The sequence below is a fragment of the Rhodospirillaceae bacterium genome, from assembly GCA_002728255.1.
Classification (GTDB): Bacteria; Pseudomonadota; Alphaproteobacteria; order UBA7887; family UBA7887.
In genome coordinates this window covers 25,309-51,127 of sequence record PBWV01000047.1, presented here as the reverse complement: position 1 = coordinate 51,127, position 25,819 = coordinate 25,309, and the positions used below count along the sequence as shown (strand labels likewise).

The following is a 25,819-nucleotide window of genomic DNA, read 5'->3' as shown; positions in this document are numbered from 1 at the left end:
CTAGACCTGCAAGATCTCTTGCTCTTTACTTTCCAAAAGCTCGGTCACTTTAGCAATATTTGTGTCTGTGAGTTTCTGGACTTCAGCAGAAATCGTATGATGCTCATCCTTGGATATGATCCCTGAGCGCTCCTCTTTTTTTAGAATATCCATCCCGTCTCTCCGTACATTACGAACTGAAATACGGGCTTGTTCTGCATATTGATGCGCGATTTTTGCCAACTCTTTCCTTCGTTCCTCCGTGAGCTCTGGTATTGGAACTCTAATCAGTTGCCCCTCTGAAACAGGGTTCACACCCAAATTTCCTGACAAAATACCCGTCTCCACGGCCTTAACCAAGGTTTTATCCCATACTTGGACTGTTAATAGACGAGGCTCGGGAGCGCTTATCGTAGCCACTTGACTCAAAGGCGTACTACTTCCATAGGCTTCAACTACTATTGGCTCGAGCAACCCTACGGAGGCACGCCCCGTGCGTAGTCCCTGTAGTTCCTCGACAAAAACAGCAATTGCTCCCTGCATTCGCCTCCCTAAATCATCTATTTCGAAATCAGACATAACAGATTTCTCCCGATTACTCAGTTGAACCATCTATCAATGTAAATTTACCATTTCCATCAATAATTTCCTTAAACGCACCATTATCGTGTATCGAGAAAATCATTATAGGAATGTTGTTGTCCCTAGCCAAAGAAATAGCTGCAGCATCCATAACTTTAAGGTCTTCCCGCAGTACTCGGGTAAAAGAAAGTCTATCATATCTTTCTGCAGATGGCTCTAGTTTGGGATCTTTCGTATAAACCCCATCCACTTGGGTGCCCTTTAATAGGAGATCACACGACATTTCAGCTGCACGAAGCGCCGCTGCTGTGTCGGTAGTAAAAAAGGGATTACCCGTGCCGGCCGCAAAGATAACTATCCTGCCTTTCGTCAAATGCCGAACTGCCTTTCGTCGAATATATGGCTCACAAATACTATTTATAGGAATAGCCGATTGCACCCGTGTATCCGCCCCAATCCCCTCGAGAACACTTTGCATTGCCAGGGAATTTATGACAGTCGCCAACATGCCCATGCCATCTGCAGTAGTGCGCTCTATCCCCATTTCCGAGCCAGATAATCCACGAAAAATATTTCCTGCTCCAACAACTAGGCACACCTGTACACCAGTAGAGTGTACCGCAAAAATATCTTCAGCAATCCTGTGAAGGGAATCGTAATCTAGGCCAAAATCTCTTTCCCCCATAAGGGATTCACCGGATACTTTCAGCAACACCCGGTTAGGTTTGCCTTTTTTCAGGGGACGTTTCATTAAGGCGGACACTCGTCTACAATCCTATCAACATATTGAGTCTTCTAAAATCATTTCTAGATTGATCTAACGGGTTTAGTCATCAGGAAGATGGCAAAAAATAAAGTTTTACTACCAAAACCTTCATAAAATACTTTGCCAAACCAGAGCAGTGTATCTACTTCTTGATCTGCGCAGCAACTTCTGCCGCAAAGTCCTCTGTCTCCTTCTCGACTCCTTCGCCAAGTTCAAATCGGACAAACTCAGTAATACTGACGTCCACCCCTGATTCCTTTTCAAATTTTTCAACAACTTTCTTAATTTTAGTTTCTCCATCGACAACATAGGTCTGATCTTCGAGTGAGGCCTCCTCATAGTATTTACGTAGCCGACCTTCTACCATTTTCTCTATTATTTGAGGAGTCTTTCCACTGCCTTGAGCTTGTTCCCGGAGAACCGCTCGTTCTCTCTCTATCAAAACTTCATCAATAGCGTCTTTATTTACAGCTATAGGACGAGCTGCACAGATATGCATAGCTAACTTTCGCCCAAACTCATTGAGTGCATTCTTATCTGCAGTAGACTGGAGACCAACTAGTACCCCTATTTTACCAGCATGTGGCACTACTGTGTTATGCAAGTAACCTGCCACAACGCCCTGCTCCACTTCCAGTCGGGCGCTTCTTCTTAAAACCATATTTTCCCCAATTCTTGCCACCATCTCTAACAGTTCCTCGCCAACAGAACGTCCCGAATCAGGAAAATGCGCCCCGGAAAGAACTTCCACTTCTTTGCCATTTGTCAACGCCACCTCAGCCGTTTTTACCGCATATTCTTGAAACTCAGCATTACGCGCAACAAAGTCAGTTTCTGAATTTACTTCCACCATTGAACCCACGCCATCCCGTAGCGACAAAGCTATTAAGCCTTCCGATGCCACCCTGGCTGCCTTTTTCGCCGCAGATGAAAGTCCTTTCTTTCTTAACCAATCTATGGCTTGCTCAATATCACCTTGGGTCTCCGTAAGTGCCTTCTTACAGTCCATCATCCCAGCACTAGTCAATTCCCTCAGTTCTTTTACTAGGGAGGCATTAATTTGTGACATCTGTTACCTCTTATTGGTGTTGGCGTATTTCCAAAAATTATGGTCTCGGATCATCATGCTTAATCCAATTTTTAATCACTCTTTTTTTCACTCAAGCTAGGATCAATCACCTCACTTGTTGCCGTATAAGGTTCGGACTGTTCCCCTGGGTCTGACTGACCCACGCCACTAAGAGATTTCTCCTCTTCCTTCAGATCAGGAAGGCCTTCCTCTACAATTTCCTCATTGGCCCCTATATCCACTCCCGATGCTGCCAACTCCTTCTGCAAACCTGATAAAATTGATTGAGTTATAAGCTCACAGTAGGTAGTAATGGACCTAGTCGCATCATCATTACCAGGGATAGGAAATTGGACACCTTCGGGATTAGAATTACTATCTACCACAGCTATGACTGGAATGTTCAACTTATTAGCCTCATGAACAGCAATCTCTTCTTTGTTCGTATCGATGACAACAATCACATCAGGCAGTCCGCCCATTTCCCGAATACCTCCAAGCGATCGCTCTAGCTTCTCGCGCTCTCTTGTGAGGTTTAATAACTCTTTCTTTGTGAGGCCTAAATTTTCTTCTGAAAGCTGTTCATCAAGTTTTTTCAGTCTAGATATCGAGTTAGAGATCGTTTTCCAATTTGTGAGCATGCCTCCTAGCCAACGATGATTTACAAAGTATTGCCCACATCGGCCAGCTGCCTCCGCAATTGGCGTTGCCGCCTGTCTCTTGGTTCCCACAAATAGTACCCGTCCACCATTAGATGCGATTTCATGGACAAATTCGAGCGCTCTATAGAGTAGAGGAACTGTTTGTTGCAGATCTATAATATGAACACCATTTCGAACCCCAAATAAGTATGAGTTCATTTTTGGGTTCCATCGACTGGTTTGATGTCCAAAATGAACACCAGATTCCAACAATTGTCGCATAGTAAACGTTGGCACCGCCATTAATTAACTCCTTTTCCGGTTAAGCCACCATGAGTATAGAGTTTGCACAATATGGCTAAAGGCAAACACCGGACGGTCCGAGAACATTAGAAGTCCCCAGCCAAACTCACGTGAGAATTTCTTAAACAATAGACCCTGAGAATTAACCTGCTCCAACCCAGATGGCAAGACCCAAAACATGGTCTATCTAACGCTCTAGAACATCTATCACTCCAGGCACCGATTTGAGTGCCGCCCTAAAAGCGGGGCTTCCCGAGTAAGTACCAGCAATTTCTACCTCAACTTCTGTGTTCTGGCCGAGCCGTTGAATTAGTAGTAACTGACCCTTACCACCCTGATCTCTTTCAATAACCGATTTTAAGGCATCTATCTCCATATCTTCTTTAAGATAAACAGTTAAGGTATTGTTTTTCATATTTATTTTATCATCCAACAAATCTATTTTTTGGGCGACCAATCGTAGTGTATCGTCATCTCTCTGCACTGAAACCTCTATCAGTAGGGCTGTGCCCGTTTCTAGTAGCTCTCGTTTACGGGAAAGTAATTCGGAGAAAATGGTCACTTCAAAGGTGGCGGTCTGGTCAGAGACTTCAAGAAAGGCATACCTTCCCCTCCGGGAATTGCGTTCTCTTCGTTTCTGAACCACGATCGTTATTTTTTTTCTATTGCCACCAGAATCACTTGTCATCCCTTCTTCGACTAGAGATTTATAAGAAATCGCCCCAAGCCCCTCGATCAAGGATCCATAGGCATCTAAAGGATGAGATGACAGATAAAAACCTAGTGCATCCGCTTCTTCCCGCAAACGTTCAAAGGGAGCCCATTCCTCGACAATAGCTAGGTCGGGCGTATGAGTTGTGAGGCCTTGGCCATCTTGAAACAGGCTTTCCTGCCCCTTTCCTGTCTGGCCAGCGACCCAATCCCCATACCGAATAAGCGTTTCAGCCGATTCTACTACTTGGGCCCTATTTGTATTAAAGCAATCAAAAGCCCCAGCTTTAGCCAAATTTATAAATTGTCGTTTGTTTAGTGCAATTTTTCCGAGCCGCTTAGCGAAGTCAAAAAGATTTTTGAAATGTCCCCTTTCATTTCGCTCCGACACTATTTCATCAACTACGCCAACCCCCACATTCTTGACAGCTGACAATGCGTACCGAATTTTATTTGCTTTATCGGTTTTTTCAGATGTCTCGACACAAAACTCACTATTAGATAAATTGATACTTGGAGGCGCCAGTTCCACACCCAAACGAACGAGCTCCTGTCTCAAAGCCCCAATTTTATCCGTATTTCCTTGTTCCAGTGTCATTAGGGCAGCCATAAACTCGATTGGATGATGAGCCTTTAGAAAAGCGGTCTGATAGCCTACTAGCGCGTATGCAGCAGCGTGGCTTTTATTAAATCCATAACCAGCAAATGCATTCACTTGATCAAACGTTGAAATGGCTTCAACCTTTGTCATCCCATTTTTCTCAGCTCCATCAACAAAACTTTGGCGTTGAGCATCCATTTCTGTTTGGTCTTTCTTTCCCATGGCTCGTCGCAGCAAATCTGCCTCACCAAGTGTGAACCCAGAAAGTTGTTGTGCTATCTGCATTACCTGTTCTTGATAAATCATGATTCCATAGGTCTCGTGAAGAATAGGCTTTAAGCTATCATGTAAATATTCGACCTTTTCGCGTCCATGTTTACGTTCAATATAACTTGGAATATTACTCATGGGGCCTGGTCGATAGAGAGCGACCACGGCAATGATGTCTTCAAATCGGTCTGGCTTAAGCTTACGTAAAACTTCACGCATTCCGTTGCTCTCCATTTGAAAAACACCAATGGTTTCACCTGAAGATAAGAGAGCAAATGTTAAACTATCATTTAATGGGAGACTTACTAAGTCAATTTCAAAACCAGACGATTTAACTAGCCTTAAAGCTTTTTGAAGAACTGTGAGTGTCTTAAGTCCTAAAAAGTCAAATTTTACCAATCCCGCCTTTTCAACATCCTTCATATTAAATTGTGTTACTGCCATTTGAGAGCGGGGATCTCTATATAAGGGTACGAGTTCCTCCAGTGCTCTATCGCCAATTACCACACCGGCCGCATGGGTGGAAGCATGCCTGTACAGGCCTTCTAACTTTAGAGCAATACTTATGAGTCGGCCGACCCCTTGTTCTTCCTTCCGAGCTTCTACAAGTCTTGGTTCACCATTTATGGCCTCTTGCAAAGTCACCGGGGCCGCCGGATTATTAGGAATCAATTTACATAGGCGATCGACCTGACCATAAGGCATACCCAGGACCCGACCTACATCCCTCATAACTGCTCGCGCTTGAAGTTTTCCAAAAGTAATTATTTGAGCGACTTGATTTTCCCCATACTGTTCTTGAACATGATGGATGACCTCATCACGCCTTTCCTGACAAAAATCAATATCAAAGTCCGGCATTGAGACTCGTTCTGGATTCAAAAACCTCTCAAATAAAAGACCAAACTTTATGGGATCCAAATCAGTTATTCCAAGAGACCAGGCTACGACCGAGCCTGCTCCAGAGCCTCGTCCTGGTCCAACAGCAATATCTTGGGCTTTGGCCCAGTTAATAAATTCAGAAACAATCAAAAAGTAACCAGCAAATCCCATGCTTTCAATAACCTCTAATTCATAGGATAGGCGCTCTTTGTAAATCTGTGTATTAGCCGATGGGATCCTTTCGTTATCAAGACGAGCTTTAAGTCCTTGCCGACACAAATTAGTTATCAGATTATTCTCACTACCATCATCTGCCGCGCCGCCAGCCCGAGGTAGCATAGGGGAACGTTCCTCAACCATGTAACTGCATCTTTGTGCAATCACAAGAGTGTTACCAATAGCTATCGGGAGGTCAGAAAATAACCGTTCCATCTCCTCAGCCGACTTAAAATAGTGCTCCGTTGTGGATCTTCTTCTAGAGTCATCATGAAGTGTTTTACCTTCGGAGATACAGAGCAAAGCTTCATGAGCCTCGTACATATCGGGGTCAGAAAAAAATACTTCATTGGTGGCAACTATTGGAATTTTTATCTTTTGAGCTAAATCTAAGAAGATCGATTCCGTTCTAATTTCTTCGCTTTGTTTGTGGCGCATAATTTCCACATACAAACGATCATCAAATACTTCCTTTAAGAAATTTAATAATTTTTCTGCTATTTCATTCTGTCCATTTAGGATAGCACGCCCGACCCCTCCCTTTGGCCCACCCGTAAGAGCTATTAAACCTTGGTTATGATCAGCGAGCTCCTCATAAGAAATTTGTGGAAACTGTGCTTCACCCACTTGTAAGAATGATCGACTTACCAGCTTTATAAGATTCTCATAACCTTTTTTATCTTTGACAAATAAAACTAGTTCTTCTGGCCGGTTCCTGGAACTCCCCTCTCCATAATCAGCCGATACCATTCCAATTTGGCATCCAATAATCGGCTGAACACCTTTTTTGGCACACATCGCAGAAAATTCAAGCGCCCCGAACAAATTTCCACTATCTGTAATACCTACAGCTGGCATTTGACCTCTTTTAGCCAACATTGCCAGTTCGGGAATTTTTACAGCTCCCTCAGAGAGCGAATAGGCGCTATGTACCCGAAGATGGACAAATGGTGAATGAGGCATCGAGCAGTTCCACTACAAACCTAGATCAGTTGCAATACTCTACGAAATTTACCCCCCACACAAATGATTTATTTCGTGTAAAATCAGAGCTCTTCACGGACAGGGACCGTCTTTATCATCCTCTCCAAACCAAGGATAAAACCCAACTTAATAAGTAAAGTTGACCTATGATACGCGTTTACCTAATCCTATTTCCGGTAGAGAGAAAGCATGGTCCAAACGCGCCACTAATTCAGGATTGTGTGTAGCAACTATCGCTCCTACCGCCTCGCTCGCAAGAATTTCAAAAAGGACATCAGTAACTTTCTCCGCAGTTTCCATGTCAAGATTACCCGTAGGCTCGTCTGCTATTATTAGCTTCGGCTTATTAGCTAATGCTCGTGCTATTGCAATTCTCTGTTGTTCCCCACCAGATAGTTGTCCCGGTTTATGCTCAGACCGAGAAATCAGCCCAACCTTCTCTAGCAATAACTTTGAACGATCTCTGGCCTCTTTTTTTGATCTTCCTGCAATTATCTGCGGCAAAATAACGTTATCAATAGCAGAAAATTCAGACAACAAATGGTGGAATTGATAAACAAATCCTAAGTATTTCCGTCGAAGGATGGTCTTGTCATGGTCCTTCATTAAGCTGCTATTAAGGCCGTCTAGAAATACGTGGCCAGAATCAGGAGGTTCAAGAAGGCCAACTATATGAAGCATTGTTGATTTTCCCGACCCAGAAGGACCTAATATACCAACAGATTCGCCCGCTTCCACATTGATCGAAATATTTTTTAGAACTTCAATAGTTCTGGAGCCTTGTTGGAAGCTCCTGCAAACATTATCCAACTGAACAATTGTTTTACTTTTTGCCTCATTCATAACGAAGGACTTCCACCGGATCTAACTTTGACGCTCGCCATGAAGGGTAGATAGTAGCTCCGAAAGAGAGAAATAAACTAATTCCTACAACTAAAATTACCTCACTTACATCGACTATTGCAGGCAAATTAGAAAGAAACCGGATTTCTGGAGACCATAACTCGGTTCCAGAGAAACCTTCCAGAAAAATTCGTATCTCATCAATATTATAGCTGAAATAAAGACCAAGCACTAAACCTAAAATAGTGCCAACACTCCCAATCGATGCACCCGTGATAATAAAGACCCTCATTATGGACCCCCGAGTAACACCAATCGTTCGCAAAATAGCAATACCTTTGGTTTTGCTGTTAACCAGCATGATCAGACTGGAAAGTATATTAAACGCGGCTACCAGAATAATTAATGTTAATATCAAAAACATGACATTGCGTTCTACCTGAAGCGCATTAAAAAAATGCGAGTGAATTTGTTTCCATGTATAAACCCTGAGGTCGTTATTAATAACGGCCCCAACTCTAATACCACTATGGTTCGCAAACTCGGGATCTTTAAGGAATACATCAATTTTATTTACATGGTCGTCTTGTAAAAAGAATTTTTGAGAATGCGATAAGGGCATGTATATTATTCCAGCATCGTATTCATACATCCCTATATCAAATAAAGCTAAAATATTGTAAGCACGTGATCTAGGAACTTCACCCATGATAGTGTTGCGCCCCTTTGCAGAAAGTATAGTTACGCTATCCCCTATTTTAACGCCAAGGGAATTAGCTAAACGTCTCCCTATTACAATGCCATTCCCCCCATCAAATTCCTCCATACTCCCAGCTATGATGCCCGTTAAAAGAAGATCTGTTGGTCGGAAATCGAGTTTTCGTACACCTCGGACAACTGCGCCTCGAGCGTTACCATTCCCGGTGATCAAAACCTGCCCTTCCACGATAGCAACAGCATGAGTTACATCGGGCAGTCCTGTAACAGATTTTATTGTCTCATCAAAATTTTTAATTCCTATTTGTCCAGATTTTGCTTCAATACTTATATGTCCATTTATACCCAGAACTCTTGTTAGAAGTTCATGACGGAAACCATTCATCACCGACAAAACAATAATCAATGTAGCTACACCAAGAGCAATACCAATCAACGAAAACCAGGCGATTAAAGAAATAAAGCCATCACCATTTCTAGATTTAAGATAACGGGCCGCCACCCAGAATTCAAAACTTCTGAACATTAGCAACATCCGTTCTATATTTTACGCTTATCAAGCTCTGTAAAGCCCTTTTGATTAGTCAATAACTTTGGATAGAGCACCAGGCAGATCGCTCTCGAAGCGCTCACTAGTTGCTCTTATCTTCACCTCTACCATTTTATTTTTAGCACTTTTTGGGCCAACTATTACTTGGAAAGGCAGTCCAATTAAATCCATATTTACAAATTTAGCTCCTGCTCTTGCATCCCTATCATCGTACAACACATCAATTTTTAACTCCTTTAATCGGGCATATAACTCTTCACATATTTCATCACAATCTTTAGAACCTACTTTCAAATTAATAATGCCTATTCTATATGGGGCCACAGGCGTCGGCCATATGATCCCATTTTCATCATGATTAGCTTCTATAATTGCCCCTACTAAGCGAGAAACACCAATACCATAGGAACCCATTTCTAACCCCACCATATCCCCGTTGGAGTCCAGGACCTGTGCCTTCATTGAATCCGAATATTTCTTCCCAAAATAAAATATATGACCCACTTCTATACCTCTACCTTCGCGCTGGTTCTCTGAAGGCACCTGCTCGTCAAAGAGTATGCTATTATGTTGTTCATCGGTAGCCGCGTATAACTTGGTCCAGAGTGCAACATCTTGTGAAAGGTCAGAAGTATAATCCACCTCCTGTTTTAAGACATCAAAACCCAAATAATCCGAATGAAAAAATACCTTACTTTCACCAGTCTCAGCTAATATTATAAATTCATGGCTCATACTCCCGCCTATTGGACCAGAATCCGCACGCATTGGAATAGCCTTTAGTCCCATTCGAGCAAAGGTTCTAAGGTACGAGATAAACATCTTATTATATGACGTTCGAGCCAAATTAGGACTTAAGTCAAATGAATAGCCATCCTTCATCAAAAATTCTCGCCCACGCATTACCCCAAAGCGCGGACGAACCTCATCCCTAAATTTCCACTGGATATGAAAGAGTGTCTTGGGTAAATCTTTATAACTAGAAATGGAATCGGATACTATTTCCGTAATTTGTTCTTCATTTGTTGGGCCATACAGCATATCTCGATTGTTGCGATCCTTTATGCGGAGCATCTCTGGGCCATAAGCTTCATACCTTCCACTTCGTTTCCATAATTCAGCAAGTTGAAGTGTTGGCATCAGCATTTCATGAGCACCAGCACGATTTTGCTCCGCTCGAACAATCTCAGATATCTTTTGTAACACTCGATAACCCATAGGCAGCCAAGAATAAATTCCTGCGCTAGCTTGGCGAATAAGGCCTGCTCGTAGCATTAAGCGGTGGGAGTTTATCTGAGCCTCAGCTGGTGTCTCCCGTAAAGTTGGCAGAAAGTAATTAGTCAATCGCATTGAAATTTCACCCCGCTACTACTCACTAAAACTCTCCAGTTATAAAAGCGCCAAATCTTTGAGAGAAATTATGCCGGCATCCATGCAGACACGCAAAATTCCTGTAAATACTATGCTAACAGCGGTCGTAATTCCCATCTTTAGCCACAATTGTGGCTTCTCTGGTGCCCCCACCTCCATGCGGTCCTCAGGATTCTCGACTCGTTTTACCCCAAAAGGCAAGGTTGTAAATAAAACAAGCCACCAAGTAATGAAAAATGTAAAAAGAGTGGTTAAATTACTCATTCTTAGAATGCCTTATTATATCTGTTATTAGATTTCCTCGAGCTCGATTAGAGTCCCCAAAAAATCTCTAGGATGCAAGAAAACAACCGGTTTTCCATGAGCCCCAATCTTGGGGATACCATCTCCCAGAACACGAAGCCCTTTCTTGGTCAAAAATTCTAATGCTTCATCTATACTATGGACCTCAAAACAAAGATGATGAATACTACCATTTGGGTTCTTCTCTAAGAATGTAGAAATGGGTGAACCATCACCAAGCGGGTGCATAAGTTCAATCTTTGTATTACCAAGATCCACGAAAAGTATAGACACACCATGCTCGGGTAATGATTTGACACCACTTACCTTAGCCCCCAACGCACCTTCGTAAACAAGCTTTGCTTTACAAAGATCTGGAACTACAATCGCCACATGGTTTAGTTTTTCAATCATAAAATAATTTTTCTCTTCTTTTGAGCTTAAAAAGAATTATAAAACTATATCCTACAACGTTACACTTTTATAGATTCCTCAATTCTCATGATTTCTACTACAATCTCTGGCTTAATTTCCCAATTATTTTTAATCACCCTGCGAAGAACTTTTTTTATTTCCTTAGCCAAAAGATTGTCAGAGCCCATAATCTCTTCTGGGAATTCTTTGAGAGAATTTTCAACAACCACAGATAAATCTTTAGCTACATTTTCATTAGTGTCATTAAACACCCCACGACTTATAAAATTAGGGGATTTTTTTAGATCACCCTTAGAGCCGAGCAGCAATGTCAAACCAATTAAGCCCCCGTGCATTAGCTTTTTTCTCTCTTTGATTAGAGTACTATCAACTGGCACAACTTGTGAGCCATTAAGAGCCAACCTACCCGATTCGACCTCATCAATGACCCGCGCTTTTCCGGGAGCAAGGTGGACCAAAGAACCATTATTTACCTGAATTGCTAGTGGAATCTGTAACTTTTTAGCAAGCTTGGCGTGTTCCGCTATATGACGTCGTTCACCGTGCACTGGAATTGCAATCTTTGGCCGAGTCAATGCATACATTTCAGCCAATTCGATCTTGGATGGATGGCCGGAAACATGCACCAGAGCATCTCTTTCCGTTACCACATCGACACCTAGCACAGATAATCGATTTTGCAATCGTCCAATCATTTTCTCATTTCCAGGAATAATTTTAGAAGAAAAAATGATTGTATCACCTGACTTAAGGTTAATGTTTCGGTTCTGACCATAGGAAATACGTGAGAGCGCACCCCGAGGTTCCCCCTGCGACCCGGTGCAAATCAATAAAACTTTATCTCGAGGCAGAAAACTAACATCTTTTTCAGAAATGAAATCAGGCAATTCACTTAAGTAACCAGCTTTACGAGCCACTTGTATTGTTCGGATTAAACTTCTTCCGATAAGCACTGCGTGGCGGTCATTTCTGATAGCGGCCTCGACAATTGTCTTTATTCGAGCCACATTAGAAGCAAAGGTAGTAACTCCTACTATCCCCTCCGTCTCCCCAATAATTTTATCAAATGTATCTCCTAGCAAACTTTCGGATCCCGACTCCTTCTCCTCAAATACATTGGTTGAATCGCAGACAACGGCTAAAACACCTTCATCACCAATGCGGGACAAAGTCCCGCTATCAAAAGTTTTCCCTATTAATGGTTGTCGATCTATTTTAAAATCTCCAGTATGCACGACTGTACCTAACGCAGTTCTCAGAGCTATCGCATTGGGCTCAGGGATTGAGTGAGTGGTGCTTATGAATTCAAGATCAAAAGGTCCAACAGAAAATCTCTCTCCCAACGACACTTTAGTTATGCCTACTTCATTCCTAAAATTAGTCTCTGATAACTTTGAATGAAGCAATTCTGCCGTAAATGGTGTGGCATAGATAGGACATCTAAGCTGGGGCCATAAATATTTAATGGCACCCAAATGGTCCTCATGCCCATGGGTCAACACCAAACCTAGTAAATCTTTACGGCGATCAACAATGAATTGTGGGTCTGGCATTATAGTATCTATTCCTGGCAGTCGATCTTCGCCAAATGCCACTCCTAAATCGACCATTAGCCATTTTTCCTCAAAGCCATATAGATTTAGGTTCATTCCAATTTCTTCAGCACCTCCAAGCGGGAGAAATAGAAGCTCTTTTTCAATTTTCATTTTGGTGAGCTCGCAATATTTTCGTAAAGCAGTCTCAACCCGTTAAGTGTTAAATTCTCATCGATTGAATCAATTACCTCGCACGAAGTTTGGAACAACGGAGCTAATCCTCCAGTGGCTATCACTGTCATTTTCGTATCAAATTCTATATTAATTCTCGACACGAGCCCTTCAATCAAACTTACATACCCCCAAAACATGCCAGATTGCATCGCAGATACAGTATTCTTGCCCAAAATATGTTCGGGTCTTTTAATTGAAATGGAAGGGAGGCGGGCAGCTGCCCGATCTAAAGCATCTAATGACAAGTTGACGCCAGGCGCAATTATACCCCCGGCGTAGGCCCCATCCTCTCTAACTACATCAAAGGTAGTAGCGGTCCCAAAATCAATAACTATTAACCCTCCTGTATAATACTCATGAGCAGCAACTGCGTTAACGAGTCTATCAGCACCAACCTCAGCAGGGTTATCAATTAAAACAGGGATAGGCACATCTTCCGCAGACTCTATGCAAATTGGAGTGACACCAAAATAACGCTTACATAATTCCCTTAATTGGAAGCTAATAGAAGGCACGACGTTGGTAATGGCCGTAGCCTCTACCTCATCTATATTGAATCCACTTAAAGAAAATAAATTTATGAGCCAAACACCATATTCGTCTGCTGTAGTTCTGCTATTGGTATTCATGCGCCACTGATTAAGAATTTTATCATTCTCAAATAACGCAAAAACCACATTGGTATTCCCTCCATCTATGCATAGCAGCAGCCGACGCTTCATGCTTTTAACTCCGGAAAGATATCTCCAGAAGTAATCACCACTTTTTCCCCCTCATCAGTTGTCATCACCAAAGATCCGTCTGCATTAAGATCAGAAAATATACCAGTGTGGGATGTCTCTCCCAGCTTAGCTGTTATTCTCCGTCCCACGCCTATGGAGCGCTCTATCCATGCCTCTCTGATAGGGTTAAAACCTTCTACCTCCCAGACATTTTTCCAACGCTTAAAATGACGCAAGAAAGATAGTAAAACCTCTCTTAAAGTCAGATTGGATGATCCTTCAAATGATAGACTGGTAGCTGGGTAATCCACCTCTTCTGGAAAACTTTCTACGTTTACACCGGCTCCAATAATCAGCCACTTGACATTTCCGGAGCTATCACTGCTGGATTCAAGCAGAAACCCACAGCACTTCCTTTGATTAAGCAATATATCATTAGGCCATTTAACCCTAACCTCTACCATCGGCGGCAATAAAGCGCCCAAGGCATCACACATTGCAACAGCAGAGACAAATGAGACTTCCAGTGCCTTACTCACTTTGCATTTAGGCTTGATTAACATGGAAAAATATAAATTCCCTTTTGGGGAGCTCCAAGTCCGTCCTCGACGCCCTTTTCCCGAAGACTGTGATGAGGCTTGAATTATTAATCCTTCAGCCGACCCATCTTCAGCCATTTTCCTACATTCTACATTAGTGCTATCCGTCTCCTCCAATGTATGAAGAACGTAGCCTGGCATCAGCTTTTCCATTAATTCAATATACCTAATATTAATTAAAAAGAGATCCCGCCGCCCTACCCGCATGGTCAACGATAATGGAATGGTTCACGAAGAAAAAAAGTGTGAACACGGCAGCCGTGCCAATAATTATATTTAACTCAGGATTACTCAATTGATCTAGTTCCTGTTTAGATTCATCGAAGTACATTACTTTAATAATTCGCAGGTAGTAATATGCCCCAATTATAGTAGATAGCGCAGCAATTAATACTAACCAATACATCTCTGCCTGTAGGATGGATATAAAGAGGTAAAACTTAGCAAAAAATCCCGCCATTGGAGGTATGCCAGCTAAGCCCAACAACATTATAGCAAACGCTAAAGAAAAGATTGGTTGATTTCTTCCTATGCCAGAAAGATCGGAAATTTGTTCCAAGTGAAAGTTATTCACTTTTGCCGCTAAGATGCACCCAAACGTCCCAATCACCAAAACAAGGTATACAGCCAAATAAATAAGTACGCTACTAATGGCAAATTCTGAACCCAAACCAATTCCCATTAAAACATATCCAACGTGGGCGATGGTGCTATAAGCCATAAGTCTTTTGATATTATTCTGAAGCACAGCCAATAGGCTGCCAAGTACCATTGAAGCTATTGCTAAGAACCAAATAATCTGTTGCCATTGATGAATTGCATCCGGAAAGGCCTCAAGAAGCAGCCGTGTCAAAAGACTAAGAGCAGCTATTTTTGGTCCTACAGAAAAAAACATAGTTATCGGTGTAGGCGAACCTTCATATACATCAGGGGTCCACATATGGAATGGCACGGCCGATACCTTAAAAGCAAGCCCACAACACACCAGTACCAAACCAAAAAGAAGCGGAGAAAGTTCAGCACCAGGTATTGCGGCTGCGGCTGCTATTAGTTCAAATGAAGTGCTGCCAACAGCACCATATATAAAACTGCACCCATAAAGCAGGATGCCAGAGGATAATGCCCCCAGCACAAAAAACTTCAATCCCGCCTCCGATGACCTCTCAGAATTCCGATCAAATGCTGCTAGGGCGTAAAGTGAAAGGCTTTGAAGCTCAACTGCTAAATACAGTGCCATCAGGTCAGTTGCCAATACCATTAACAACATGCCTAAAGCAGAAAATCCTATGAGAATTGGGTATTCATTTTGTATAAGGTTTGACGTTTTTCGATAAGCTACTGATACTAATAATGTCATAATTACTGAGACAATAATTAGTGTTTGTGCAAATCTCCCATATGCGTCCAAAATAAGAAGTTCAGAAAATAATTTGACCTTCTCAGAATCTCGTACAACAACGAGGATTGCGACTATTGCTAGCAAGGCTATCATTAAACGGGTCACAAGGGGCTCGCCCGCTTTATCGCGAAATGCCCCAAAAACCAACAAAATAAGCAAGCCTGCCGTTAGAAGAATTTCAGGACGCAGTTGCAGCACATCTAAACTTATATTCATTGAAGATAATTCATTTTACTTTTGAAAAATTTTTAATTTCTAGGCTTGGTTGACTAAGAAGAAGTAATTTCTCTACAGATAAATGCATAGTGTTAAGCACTGGTCTTGGGTAAAATCCGATCAATAGTATTGCAATAACCAAGGGAAGAAAAATAGAACGTTCACGAATACTTAGATCTGAAAGCACACTTATTTTTTCTGTCGTGTTAGTCCCGAAAATAACCCGCTTGTAAAGCCAAAGCATATAAGCCGCTCCAAGAATAACACCTAAACCGGAAAAAAGTGCGGTCCATGTACTTATTGAGAAGATCCCTACCAAAACCAACATCTCTCCAACAAAACCTGATGTGCCGGGCAAACCAATAGCAGCTAAAGAAAATACCATAAGAACAAAAGCATACACGGGCATCTTATCAACCAACCCACCATAATCTTTGATCAATCGGGAATGGGTTCTATCGTATAATACTCCCACCGATAGAAACAAAGAGGCCGAAACCAACCCGTGACTCAACATTATGAAAAGTGCCCCTTCAACACCTTGAGTGGTTAGAGAGAACAACCCGATGGTTACGAACCCCATGTGAGCTACTGATGAATACGCTATTAGTTTCTTCATATCCTCCTGCACAAAAGCGACCAATGAGGTATAAATTATGGCGATCACACTCAAAATAAAAACAAACGGAGTGAAATACGCGGTGGCATCCGGGAACATAGGTAATGAGAACCGAATAAATCCGTAACCACCAAGCTTTAAGAGCACGCCCGCAAGTATTACAGAACCAGCTGTGGGCGCCTCCACGTGCGCCTCGGGTAACCAGGTATGGAAAGGCCACATTGGTATCTTTACGGCAAATGAAGCAAAGACAAGCAGCCATAACCAAATCTGAAAACTGAATGGAAACTCGTTTTTCATTAACGTTGGAATACTGCTCGACCCTGCCTCCAGGTACAGCAGAATAATGGCAACGAGAAACAAGACCGACCCGGCCAGTGTATATAAAAAAAACTTCAAGGCCGCCCTTATCCTACCAGCCCCCCCCCAAATCCCAATGATAATGAACATTGGGATAAGAAGACCCTCAAAGAACATATAAAATAAAATAGTATCGAGCGCACAAAAGGCACCCAGAATCATGGTTTCCAATAACAGAAACCCAACCATATACTCCCGCACACGATTAGTTATCACTTCCCAGCTGCACAAGATACAGATGAAGCTTAAAAACGATGTAAGAACAATATAAATAATGGAAATGCCATCAATTCCCAAAGAATAAGATATCCCTAAACTTGGGATCCAAGCCTTCTCTTCTGAGAATTGAAAATTGGAAATAGTTGCATCAAATTGGGTCCATAAAAAACAAGCTAATAAAAAAGTGATGCCTGTGGACCATAACGTGACGGCTTTTACATTGGTGGCTACCAATTCTTGATCGCCGCGTACCAGACACACAAACAGGGCTCCGATTAACGGTTGAAATATCAATATACTAAGAACGGGCCAATCCATTAGATAACTGTTTCCCATAGAAGATAGATACCCAATAGGCAGGCGACCCCAATAATCATCACAAAAGCATAGTGGTAAATATAGCCTGTTTGACCCTGACTCAATCTTTGGGAAGATCTCACAACTACGCTAGCAACGCCTTGGGGACCCAAAGAATCTATAACGGATTCATCAATCGCCTTCCACAAGCCATAACCAATTCTCTTTAAAAAATTTGTTAAAACTACATCGTACAGGTAATCAAAGAACAACTTGTTGACCAACAACTGACGTACAAATGCTACTCGAGATAAATAGTGAACAAGAGGCCCACGGTACTTGCTTAACAGCAGCCAACAGGCCACCAAACCACCTAAGGTCATAATGATGGGTAGAAGTTTTACCCATACTGGTGAATTGTGTACAAATTTTATTCCCGCATGATGATCAGAAACATATAGTGCATTCCCCCAAAATAAACTGTTTTCTTCTACCATGCTTAAGCCAAAATAACCCGCACCAATCGCTCCGATAGCCAGCAGAATGAGTGGAATCGTCATTGATTTAGGCGACTCATGTATCCGAGCAAAAACCTTTTCGTCCTCTCCAAATTTTCCATGAAAACTCAGTAATATCACTTTACACGAATAAAAAGCTGTCATCGCCACTGAAGCTATTCCCAGCCAGAACACTAACGTCCCCACCAACGAATGGGAGGAATATGCGGATTCTAAAATCAGGTCTTTTGAAAAATAACCGGAAAAAGGGGGTAAACCAATTAATGCCCATGATCCAACCAACATTACCCCGTACGTTGTCGGGATTAAACGCCACACCCCACCCATTTTTCGCATATCTTGTTCACCCGAAAAGGCGTGAATGACTGAGCCTGCTCCAAGAAATAGAAGCGCCTTAAAGAAAGCATGGGTAAACAAATGAAATATTGCAGCAGAATACGCAGAAAGACCACAAGCAAAGAACATATAGCCAAGTTGACTACACGTTGAATACGCTACAACACGTTTTATGTCCACCTGCACTAACGCTATGCTCGCCGCCATGAAAGCCGTTAATCCACCAACTAGGGTAACAACCAACAGAGCTGCTTCGGAAAGTTCAAATAAAGGAGAGCATCTCGCAACCAGAAAAACTCCAGCCGTCACCATTGTGGCGGCATGGATTAAGGCTGAGACTGGGGTCGGTCCCTCCATTGCGTCAGCCAGCCAAGTATGTAGACCAATCTGTGCCGATTTACCCATAGCCCCGAAGAAGAGCAACAAACAAATTACTGTAATAGCCTCAAAGGAGAACCCGCAAAATTGGATTTTTTGTCCGGATACTTCTGGCGCAAGACGAAACACACTTCCAAACTCTAATGTGTCGAAGACCATAAAGATAGCGGCAATTCCCAGAATTAGCCCTAAATCCCCTACCCGATTAACGAGAAATGCTTTCAAGGCAGCGGTATTTGCTGATTTTTTAGTACACCAAAAACCTATCAACAAATAACTACAAAGCCCCACACCTTCCCATCCAAAAAATAGTTGTAGGAAGTTATTTGATGTTACGAGAACCAACATTGAGAAGGTAAATAGAGAGAGATAGCACATGAATCGCGGAACGTGCGGATCCTTTCTCATGTACCCTATAGAATATATGTGAACCAATGCAGATACGGTTGTCACAATAAAAATCATCAACGCACTTAATGAATCAATATAAATTCCCCAAGAAGCCGAAAATGAACCTGATTCTATCCATTCAAAAAGTTGGATTGAATAAATCGTTCCATTGTTTATGGTTGTCGTTAAAATCCAACAACTAATTATCGCTGACAGCACAATGGAGCCACAAGTAACTGCTTGTGCTCCTGTCTTTCTTAGGGATTTGCCAAACAAAGCCACCAAAATAGACGCAAGCAAAGGAAGAAAAATGCACAGAAATACCACCGCATTCACCCCTTCATGAGGTTAATATTATCAACCTGAATCGATTTCTGATGCCGGCTGAAGGCAACCAAGATAGCCAAACCAATTGATATCTCTGCTGCGGCAACGGTCAAAACAAACATAGTGAATACTTGGCCTACTATGTCTCCTAGATGAACTGAAAATGCTACTAAATTCAAATTTACGCCTAGCAAGATCAGTTCTAGTGACATTAATATCGCGATAATACTTTTTCTGTTTATGAATATACCAAAGATACCTAGTGTGAAAACGATTGAGGCCAACACTAGATAATGGGTTAAGCCAATGGTCATTTGGCGCCACTGTACGGCTTTATTTTTCTTATTTCGATCGCGTCCTGCTTACCTCGTTCAACTTGCTCGCCAATCTCCTGCCTTTGAACATCTTTTCCAGTTCTCAAAGTAAGAACAATAGCGGCAACCATTGCAACGAGTAGAATTAAACCAGACAGCTGAAACAAATAAAAATATTTAGTATAAAGAACTTTACCCAACTCCTCAGTATTTGTAAGACTTCCCCGTGGATCGGAAATCACTCCCGTTGGTGGCTCAAACAAATGTGAAGAAAAAGAAAATGACACCAGAACAAACTCGGCTAGAAGCACTGCCGTCAGCACACTCCCAATTGGAAAATATTCTGAAAACCCTGATTTAATCTTAGTTTTACTGATGTTTAACATCATAACCACAAACATAAACAGAACAGCCACCGCACCAACGTAAACAATCACAAGAATCATAGCCAAAAATTCTGCACCTAGAGTTACAAATAGGATCGCGACGTTAAGAAATACGCAAATCAACCATAAAACAGAGTGGATTGTATTTCTTGAAAAGACCACCATGGTTGCCGCAAAAATAGTGACAGAGGAAACAAGATAAAAAGTAATGATAATCAACATTCAGAAATCCACTGCCTGGAAAAGGAAATAGAATCTTGCATATCTTGAACTAGTTCCTCTACATAAATACACAAGCTCATTGATACTGTTCTTCATTTTCTAAATTTTTAGCAATTTGCGGCTCCCACCGGTCACCGTTTTCCAATAATTTTTGTTTCGTGAAATATAACTCTTCCCTAGTCTCAGTTGAAAATTCGTAATTGGGCCCTTGCACAATGGCATCGACAGGGCAGGATTCTTGACAAAAACCACAATAAATACATTTAACCATATCTATATCGTATCGGGTGGTTTTTCGGCTTCCGTCGTCTCTAGGCTGAACTTCAATGGTTATTGCCTGGGCCGGACATATCGCCTCACATAATTTACATCCTATGCAGCGTTCTTCCCCGTTTGGATAACGGCGCAAAGCGTGTTCGCCTCTAAATCTTGGACTCAGCCTTCCCTTTTCATGTGGATAATTAAGAGTAACTTTTTTTCGAAAGACATACCTAAGGGTAAGCAAAAGTCCTTTAACGATTTCTATCAGAAATATCCAACGAATTTTATGGCTCAACATGACTTTACTTAACCTCTACAACCATTCTGTGAATGCACCAAATTGTCCATCCAGTGCTAAAACGATGGCTGACGTAATTACTAAGCTTAACAAAGAGAATGGAAGAAAGACTTTCCAACCAAGTCTCATTAATTGATCGTAGCGATATCGAGGAAGAGTGGCCCTCACCCACAAAAAACAAAAAAGTAAAATAATTATTTTGGTTAAAAACCATATAATACCCGGAACCTGGTTTAAGGGGCTAACATCGATTGGCGGAAGCCAACCACCAAAAAATAAAATGGTAGTCATCGCACTCATCAAAATCATCGCAGCGTACTCTCCAAGAAAAAACAAAGCAAAGGGCATTGATGAATACTCAACAAAATACCCAGCCACTAGGGAAGCATCATCCTCAGGAAGGTCAAAAGGATGTCGATTGGTCTCCGCTAACGTAGACACAAAGAAAATAATAAACATCGGAAACAATGGAAAAAAGAACCAAATCTTTTGTTGGGCATTAACTATCGTAGTAAGATTAAGCGATCCAACGCACACCAGTACAGTTACTATAACGAATCCCATAGAGACCTCATAAGACACCATTTGTGCAGCGGAACGAAGAGCCCCTAGAAATGCATACCTTGAATTGCTTGCCCATCCCGCAATCAACACCCCATAGACACTTAAAGAGGAAATGGCGATTAGGTATAAAACTCCAACATTTATATCTGATAGCACCCACCCTTCATCAAATGGTATAACCGCCCAAGCCGCAAAACTAAGAACAAATGTAATCATAGGAGCTAGAACAAAGATTATTTGATTTGCACCCGTTGGAACAATTGTTTCCTTCAAGAAAAGTTTGATCCCGTCAGCTATAGGTTGAAGTAGCCCAAAGGGGCCCACTGTATTAGGTCCACGCCTAAGTTGAATTGCTCCAATTAGTTTTCGTTCAAAATAAGTTAAATACGCCACCGCTATTAAGAGGGGCACAATAATTAAAAGGACTTGGAAGACTAATTTTCCGCTTGGCAAAAGAAAGTTGTGCAGAAAATATTCCATCAGTCTGCACTATTGGCAGACGGATCTACCCGATGTGTTGCCAAAAACCATTTTGTACACTCAAGCATTGTATTAGAAGCGCGGGATATAGGATCTGTCATGAAATAGTTTTTAACCGCGCTGCTATATGGGGTTGTGTCCCCGAAAGACCCTTGCAATCCAAACTCACTCCATTCGGATTTTGATATTACGTTGGGATTTCCCAGATCTGGACAAATCTGGCTCATTTTTGCCCTTAAGGCACTAAAAGTATCATAGGGCAATGTAACGCCAAGCCTAGCAGAAAGGGCCCTCAAAATAGCCCAGTCCTCCCTGGCGTCTCCTGGCGGTTGGGTTGCTGCTCTGCCGTATTGCGGTCGGCCTTCTGTATTAACATAGCACCCTTCCTTCTCCGTATACGCAGCTCCAGGTAACACGACATCAGCAATATTTGCTCCCCTGTCTCCATGGTGGCCTTGGTACACAATGAACAATCCCTTCAGGGAATCTGGACATATCTCATCCACGCCCAAAAGGTAAAGCAACTTAAGAGGCGTTTCTCGAAAATCTCCAGAAAGTATTTGGCGTGCGCCTATTCCATTCGGAGATGGCACTAGTCCAAGATCCAATCCACCTACCCTTGCCGCCGCAGTGTGCAAAACATTAAAGCCGTTCCATCCCTCCCGAACCAAATCATATTTCTCAGCAATTACCTTGCTAGACCATAAGATGTTTTCTCCGTCGGCCCGAGCTAGCGCCCCCTGCCCAATAATTAGCATTGGAGTCAAAGCCCTTTCTAATTGTTCACAAAAAGGGTGCTTCCCTTCGCTAATCTCACATAACACCTGATTCCCAGACCCCAATTCTTCAACTGGGTAACTTAAATCAACTGGTTTTCCTATGTTAGCGACAGGATAATCCCCATCTAACCATCTTGCTCGCAATCTAGTATTTATGATTGGTGCTTCCAATCTTGGATTGCTTCCTATCAATAAACACAAGTCACTTTGATCGATACCAGCAATGGAAGTATTAAAGATGTAGCTACACCTTGGCTGAGCCTGCAGAACAGCACCATCCTGTCTACAATCAATATTGGGACAATTTAGTGCAGAAAATAAATCTTTTAACGCTAGCATTGACTCCGCATCACAAAGATCACCCGCCAAAGCAGCAAGCTCAGTGCCATCCAGCTTTTCTACCTCCCTGCGAATACGCTCAAAAGCGATATCCCAACTCACAGGAGTTAATTTACCATCCGCTTGTCGTACATATGGCTTATCCAATCGTTGCTTTCGTAGACCATCATAAGCAAATCGTGTTTTATCGCCAATCCACTCCTGATTAACGTCCTCATGGAGTCGTGGAGTAATCCTCATCACTTGTTTATCCCGAACATCTATCCGAATATTACTACCAACAGCGTCAAGCACATCGACGGATTCTGTTTCTAACAACTCCCAAGGTCGAGCAACAAAAGCGTATGGTTTTGAGGTCAATGCACCGACTGGACATAAGTCAATAATATTACCAAACATCTCTGAGCAATCTGACCCGTGTTCGAGACTTGCCGTAATCTCCATGTCCTCACCACGACCAAACCCACCTATATTAGGCACCCCAGCGACCTCCTCCATGAAACGCACACATCTTGTGCAATGGATACATCTCGTCATATGAGTTTTAATCAGAGGGCCAAAATCTTTTTCACTTACGGCCCGTTTTTCCTCGAAAAAACGACTTGAATCCCGCCCATATCCCAAAGCTTGATCTTGTAAATCGCACTCACCTCCCTGATCACACACAGGGCAATCCAAGGGATGATTAATCAATAAAAATTCCATTACACCCTTACGGGCAAGATGAACCATTTCAGACCCCGTTCTTACCGACATATTTTGTGCCACGGGCATTGCACACGAAGCTATAGGTTTAGGAGTTCCCTCAACTTCAACAAGACACATTCGACAATTTCCTGCTATGGACAAACGTTCATGAAAACAAAAATGCGGTATTTCAACGCCTGCAACATTGCACGCCTGCATTACTGTAGTACCTGATTCAACCTGATATTCGATCCCATCAATTAAAATCTTGACCATCGCTTTAACCAGTGTTTGTTCCTTGCATATCTATGATTCTCTGTTCCATTTCTGTTCGAAAATGCCGCACTAAACCCTGTATTGGCCAAGCTGCAGCATCACCAAGAGCGCAAATAGTATGTCCCTCAATCTGTTTGCTTACATTTTCAATAAGTGAAATATCTTCAATCTTGGCGGTTCCGTCTGTAAAACGTTTCATCATCCTTGAGAGCCAACCCGTACCTTCTCGACACGGGGTACATTGGCCACAACTTTCATGTTTGTAGAATTGTGACAACCGCCATATAGCCGCTATTATATCCGTAGACTTATCCATGACTATTACGGCTGCAGTGCCTAATCCCGATTGGACATCCGCCAGCGCATCAAAATCCATGATTACATTATCACAAACAGATTTTGGTATGAGAGGTACCGATGAACCCCCAGGTATAACGGCCAGAAGATTCTCCCATCCTCCCCTAACGCCCCCAGCATGTTTGTCGATTAGTTCACGCAGAGGAATACCCATTTCTTCCTCAATGTTGCATGGTTTTTCCACATGCCCTGAAATACAAAAAACTTTAGTTCCTGAATTTCGTTCACGTCCAAATTTTAAAAACCATGAAGCTCCCCTTCTCATTATTGTCGAAATAACCGCTATGGTTTCTACGTTGTTAACAGTTGTGGGACACCCCCAAAGACCCGCACTGGCCGGGAAAGGAGGTTTTAATCTTGGCTGTCCTTTCTTCCCCTCCAGGCTCTCTATCAATGCCGTCTCTTCGCCACAAATATAGGCTCCAGCTCCCCGGTGTATATACACATCATGTAAAAACCCCGAGCCACATGCATTTTTTCCTAATAGACCTTGGTCATAGGCCTCGTCGATTGCTGCCTGAAGTATTTCCCCCTCTTTAACAAACTCACCTCGGATATAGATGTAAGTTCTGTTTGCTCCAATCGCAAAGCCGGCTATCAAACATCCTTCGAGTAGTTTATGTGGTTCATTTCGGAGTATGTCGCGGTCCTTGCAGGTTCCCGGTTCACTTTCATCTGCATTAACGACAAGATATGAAGGTCGCTCATCTTTATCCGCCGGCATAAACGACCATTTGAGTCCCGTCGGAAAGCCAGCTCCTCCCCTGCCTCTCAGGCCAGATTTCTTTACTTCCGCAATGATATTATCGCGGCCCAATTTAAGTATTCCATTAATATTGTTCCAATCTCCGCGGGCCTTGGCCGCGTAAATATTAGATTGCCCGGCACCATCCAGATTTCCAAATATTTTTTCACTTTCCCGTAACATCCTACTTTCCTATAACCTTTCCCCTTAGATCTGAGTCCCAAACTGTCTTTCGGCATAGGCCTGTCGCCTTTATTCAATCTTCAATCCGGATCTCAGACCCTCGATGACAGACAATAATTTCTCACTCGTCAGATCTTGATAATATTGATCGTTTATCTGTACGACAGGAGCATTTACACAAGCACCTAAGCACTCCACTTCAACCAATGTAAAAAGCTTATCTTTACTAGTTTCCTCGATTTCGATTTCAAGGTGGTTTTTTAGAACATCAAGAAGAGAGTCACTTCCTCTCAACCAACATGGGGTGGTTTTACACATTTGAATTAAAAATTTTCCGCGAGGTCTCTGTCTAAACATTGTATAGAAGCTGGCAACTTCAAATGCCCTTATCTCAGATATACCTACAAGGTCAGCCACATAACGAATGGCCTCCTTTGGCAACCAATTATCGTGTTGACGTTGAGCAAGGTCTAACAAGGGAATCAAAGCACTACTAGCTCTCCCTTCTGGATATTTAGCAATAATTTTCTCTGCGGCCAGTTTATTCTCAGCAGTGAATGAAAATTCTTGCATCCTT

Annotated in this window: 23 protein-coding genes; all 23 read right to left on the bottom strand. The window is 42.3% G+C overall.

The window, feature by feature from the left end; genetic code table 11:
* Positions 1-558, bottom strand: a complete 558-nt coding sequence (locus CMM32_11815; GenBank protein MBT07575.1) for a ribosome recycling factor — start codon at positions 556-558, stop codon at positions 1-3.
* A 16-nt stretch (positions 559-574) separates the two neighbouring features.
* A complete protein-coding gene (locus CMM32_11810; GenBank protein ID MBT07574.1) occupies positions 575-1,312 on the bottom strand; it encodes a UMP kinase in 738 nt (245 codons plus the stop codon).
* Between the two features lie 157 nt (positions 1,313-1,469).
* On the bottom strand, positions 1,470-2,396 hold the full coding sequence (locus tag CMM32_11805; protein MBT07573.1) for an elongation factor Ts: 927 nt from the start codon (positions 2,394-2,396) through the stop codon (positions 1,470-1,472).
* A gap of 71 nt (positions 2,397-2,467) precedes the next feature.
* Complete coding sequence (gene rpsB, locus CMM32_11800; protein MBT07572.1) at positions 2,468-3,340, bottom strand: 30S ribosomal protein S2; 873 nt, start codon at positions 3,338-3,340, stop codon at positions 2,468-2,470.
* Between the two features lie 187 nt (positions 3,341-3,527).
* Entirely contained in the window at positions 3,528-6,983 is a 3,456-nt protein-coding gene (locus tag CMM32_11795) for a DNA polymerase III subunit alpha (GenBank protein ID MBT07571.1), read from the bottom strand.
* Positions 6,984-7,148: 165 nt separating this feature from the next.
* A complete protein-coding gene (locus CMM32_11790) occupies positions 7,149-7,847 on the bottom strand; it encodes an ABC transporter (protein ID MBT07570.1) in 699 nt (232 codons plus the stop codon).
* The gene (locus CMM32_11785) at positions 7,840-9,090 is read right to left on the bottom strand and encodes a lipoprotein-releasing system transmembrane subunit LolC (GenBank protein ID MBT07569.1); all 1,251 of its coding nucleotides are present in this window, start codon (positions 9,088-9,090) and stop codon (positions 7,840-7,842) included. The genes CMM32_11790 and CMM32_11785 overlap by 8 nt, the downstream gene beginning before the upstream one ends.
* Before the next feature lie 54 nt (positions 9,091-9,144).
* A complete protein-coding gene (locus tag CMM32_11780) occupies positions 9,145-10,464 on the bottom strand; it encodes a proline--tRNA ligase (GenBank protein ID MBT07568.1) in 1,320 nt (439 codons plus the stop codon).
* Positions 10,465-10,503: 39 nt separating this feature from the next.
* Complete coding sequence (locus tag CMM32_11775) at positions 10,504-10,749, bottom strand: hypothetical protein (protein MBT07567.1); 246 nt, start codon at positions 10,747-10,749, stop codon at positions 10,504-10,506.
* A gap of 27 nt (positions 10,750-10,776) precedes the next feature.
* Entirely contained in the window at positions 10,777-11,181 is a 405-nt protein-coding gene (mce, locus tag CMM32_11770; protein ID MBT07566.1) for a methylmalonyl-CoA epimerase, read from the bottom strand.
* Between the two features lie 59 nt (positions 11,182-11,240).
* The gene (locus tag CMM32_11765; GenBank protein ID MBT07565.1) at positions 11,241-12,908 is read right to left on the bottom strand and encodes a hypothetical protein; all 1,668 of its coding nucleotides are present in this window, start codon (positions 12,906-12,908) and stop codon (positions 11,241-11,243) included.
* Positions 12,905-13,681, bottom strand: a complete 777-nt coding sequence (locus tag CMM32_11760; GenBank protein ID MBT07564.1) for a pantothenate kinase — start codon at positions 13,679-13,681, stop codon at positions 12,905-12,907. The genes CMM32_11765 and CMM32_11760 overlap by 4 nt, the downstream gene beginning before the upstream one ends.
* 8 nt (positions 13,682-13,689) lie before the next feature.
* Positions 13,690-14,499 carry a biotin--[acetyl-CoA-carboxylase] ligase gene (locus CMM32_11755; protein ID MBT07563.1) on the bottom strand — a complete coding sequence of 270 codons (810 nt, stop codon included), beginning with the start codon at positions 14,497-14,499 and terminating at the stop codon, positions 13,690-13,692.
* On the bottom strand, positions 14,465-15,907 hold the full coding sequence (locus CMM32_11750; protein MBT07562.1) for an NADH-quinone oxidoreductase subunit NuoN: 1,443 nt from the start codon (positions 15,905-15,907) through the stop codon (positions 14,465-14,467). The genes CMM32_11755 and CMM32_11750 overlap by 35 nt, the downstream gene beginning before the upstream one ends.
* Positions 15,908-15,917: 10 nt before the next feature.
* A complete protein-coding gene (locus CMM32_11745; GenBank protein MBT07561.1) occupies positions 15,918-17,423 on the bottom strand; it encodes an NADH-quinone oxidoreductase subunit M in 1,506 nt (501 codons plus the stop codon).
* Positions 17,423-19,351, bottom strand: a complete 1,929-nt coding sequence (locus CMM32_11740; protein ID MBT07560.1) for an NADH-quinone oxidoreductase subunit L — start codon at positions 19,349-19,351, stop codon at positions 17,423-17,425. Before CMM32_11740 ends, CMM32_11745 begins: the two co-directional genes overlap by 1 nt.
* Before the next feature lie 5 nt (positions 19,352-19,356).
* Positions 19,357-19,665 carry an NADH-quinone oxidoreductase subunit NuoK gene (locus CMM32_11735; protein MBT07559.1) on the bottom strand — a complete coding sequence of 103 codons (309 nt, stop codon included), beginning with the start codon at positions 19,663-19,665 and terminating at the stop codon, positions 19,357-19,359.
* A complete protein-coding gene (locus CMM32_11730; protein MBT07558.1) occupies positions 19,662-20,273 on the bottom strand; it encodes an NADH:ubiquinone oxidoreductase subunit J in 612 nt (203 codons plus the stop codon). The genes CMM32_11735 and CMM32_11730 overlap by 4 nt, the downstream gene beginning before the upstream one ends.
* Positions 20,274-20,349: 76 nt before the next feature.
* The gene (locus tag CMM32_11725; protein MBT07557.1) at positions 20,350-20,832 is read right to left on the bottom strand and encodes an NADH-quinone oxidoreductase subunit NuoI; all 483 of its coding nucleotides are present in this window, start codon (positions 20,830-20,832) and stop codon (positions 20,350-20,352) included.
* Between the two features lie 15 nt (positions 20,833-20,847).
* The gene (locus CMM32_11720) at positions 20,848-21,876 is read right to left on the bottom strand and encodes an NADH-quinone oxidoreductase subunit NuoH (protein MBT07556.1); all 1,029 of its coding nucleotides are present in this window, start codon (positions 21,874-21,876) and stop codon (positions 20,848-20,850) included.
* Positions 21,876-23,957: an NADH-quinone oxidoreductase subunit G gene (locus CMM32_11715; protein ID MBT07555.1), complete on the bottom strand. Its 2,082-nt coding sequence runs from the start codon at positions 23,955-23,957 to the stop codon at positions 21,876-21,878. Before CMM32_11715 ends, CMM32_11720 begins: the two co-directional genes overlap by 1 nt.
* Before the next feature lie 4 nt (positions 23,958-23,961).
* Positions 23,962-25,242, bottom strand: a complete 1,281-nt coding sequence (locus tag CMM32_11710) for an NADH-quinone oxidoreductase subunit F (GenBank protein ID MBT07554.1) — start codon at positions 25,240-25,242, stop codon at positions 23,962-23,964.
* A 69-nt stretch (positions 25,243-25,311) separates the two neighbouring features.
* Positions 25,312-25,815 (bottom strand): NADH-quinone oxidoreductase subunit NuoE, encoded by a 504-nt coding sequence (locus CMM32_11705; GenBank protein MBT07553.1) that lies wholly within the window; start codon positions 25,813-25,815, stop codon positions 25,312-25,314.
* Positions 25,816-25,819: the final 4 nt, after the last annotated feature.

Bases quoted from the DNA above. Each gene is read 5' to 3' on its own strand.
- CMM32_11815 (MBT07575.1), bottom strand. From the start codon at position 558: ATGTCTGATTTCGAAATAGATGATTTAGGGAGGCGAATGCAGGGAGCA.
- CMM32_11810 (MBT07574.1), bottom strand. From the start codon at position 1,312: ATGAAACGTCCCCTGAAAAAAGGCAAACCTAACCGGGTGTTGCTGAAA.
- CMM32_11805 (MBT07573.1), bottom strand. From the start codon at position 2,396: ATGTCACAAATTAATGCCTCCCTAGTAAAAGAACTGAGGGAATTGACT.
- rpsB (MBT07572.1), bottom strand. From the start codon at position 3,340: ATGGCGGTGCCAACGTTTACTATGCGACAATTGTTGGAATCTGGTGTT.
- CMM32_11795 (MBT07571.1), bottom strand. From the start codon at position 6,983: ATGCCTCATTCACCATTTGTCCATCTTCGGGTACATAGCGCCTATTCG.
- CMM32_11790 (MBT07570.1), bottom strand. From the start codon at position 7,847: ATGAATGAGGCAAAAAGTAAAACAATTGTTCAGTTGGATAATGTTTGC.
- CMM32_11785 (MBT07569.1), bottom strand. From the start codon at position 9,090: ATGTTCAGAAGTTTTGAATTCTGGGTGGCGGCCCGTTATCTTAAATCT.
- CMM32_11780 (MBT07568.1), bottom strand. From the start codon at position 10,464: ATGCGATTGACTAATTACTTTCTGCCAACTTTACGGGAGACACCAGCT.
- CMM32_11775 (MBT07567.1), bottom strand. From the start codon at position 10,749: ATGAGTAATTTAACCACTCTTTTTACATTTTTCATTACTTGGTGGCTT.
- mce (MBT07566.1), bottom strand. From the start codon at position 11,181: ATGATTGAAAAACTAAACCATGTGGCGATTGTAGTTCCAGATCTTTGT.
- CMM32_11765 (MBT07565.1), bottom strand. From the start codon at position 12,908: ATGAAAATTGAAAAAGAGCTTCTATTTCTCCCGCTTGGAGGTGCTGAA.
- CMM32_11755 (MBT07563.1), bottom strand. From the start codon at position 14,499: ATGCGGGTAGGGCGGCGGGATCTCTTTTTAATTAATATTAGGTATATT.
- CMM32_11750 (MBT07562.1), bottom strand. From the start codon at position 15,907: ATGAATATAAGTTTAGATGTGCTGCAACTGCGTCCTGAAATTCTTCTA.
- CMM32_11745 (MBT07561.1), bottom strand. From the start codon at position 17,423: ATGGATTGGCCCGTTCTTAGTATATTGATATTTCAACCGTTAATCGGA.
- CMM32_11735 (MBT07559.1), bottom strand. From the start codon at position 19,665: ATGACCATTGGCTTAACCCATTATCTAGTGTTGGCCTCAATCGTTTTC.
- CMM32_11730 (MBT07558.1), bottom strand. From the start codon at position 20,273: ATGTTGATTATCATTACTTTTTATCTTGTTTCCTCTGTCACTATTTTT.
- CMM32_11725 (MBT07557.1), bottom strand. From the start codon at position 20,832: ATGTTGAGCCATAAAATTCGTTGGATATTTCTGATAGAAATCGTTAAA.
- CMM32_11720 (MBT07556.1), bottom strand. From the start codon at position 21,876: ATGGAATATTTTCTGCACAACTTTCTTTTGCCAAGCGGAAAATTAGTC.
- CMM32_11715 (MBT07555.1), bottom strand. From the start codon at position 23,957: ATGGTCAAGATTTTAATTGATGGGATCGAATATCAGGTTGAATCAGGT.
- CMM32_11710 (MBT07554.1), bottom strand. From the start codon at position 25,242: ATGTTACGGGAAAGTGAAAAAATATTTGGAAATCTGGATGGTGCCGGG.
- CMM32_11705 (MBT07553.1), bottom strand. From the start codon at position 25,815: ATGCAAGAATTTTCATTCACTGCTGAGAATAAACTGGCCGCAGAGAAA.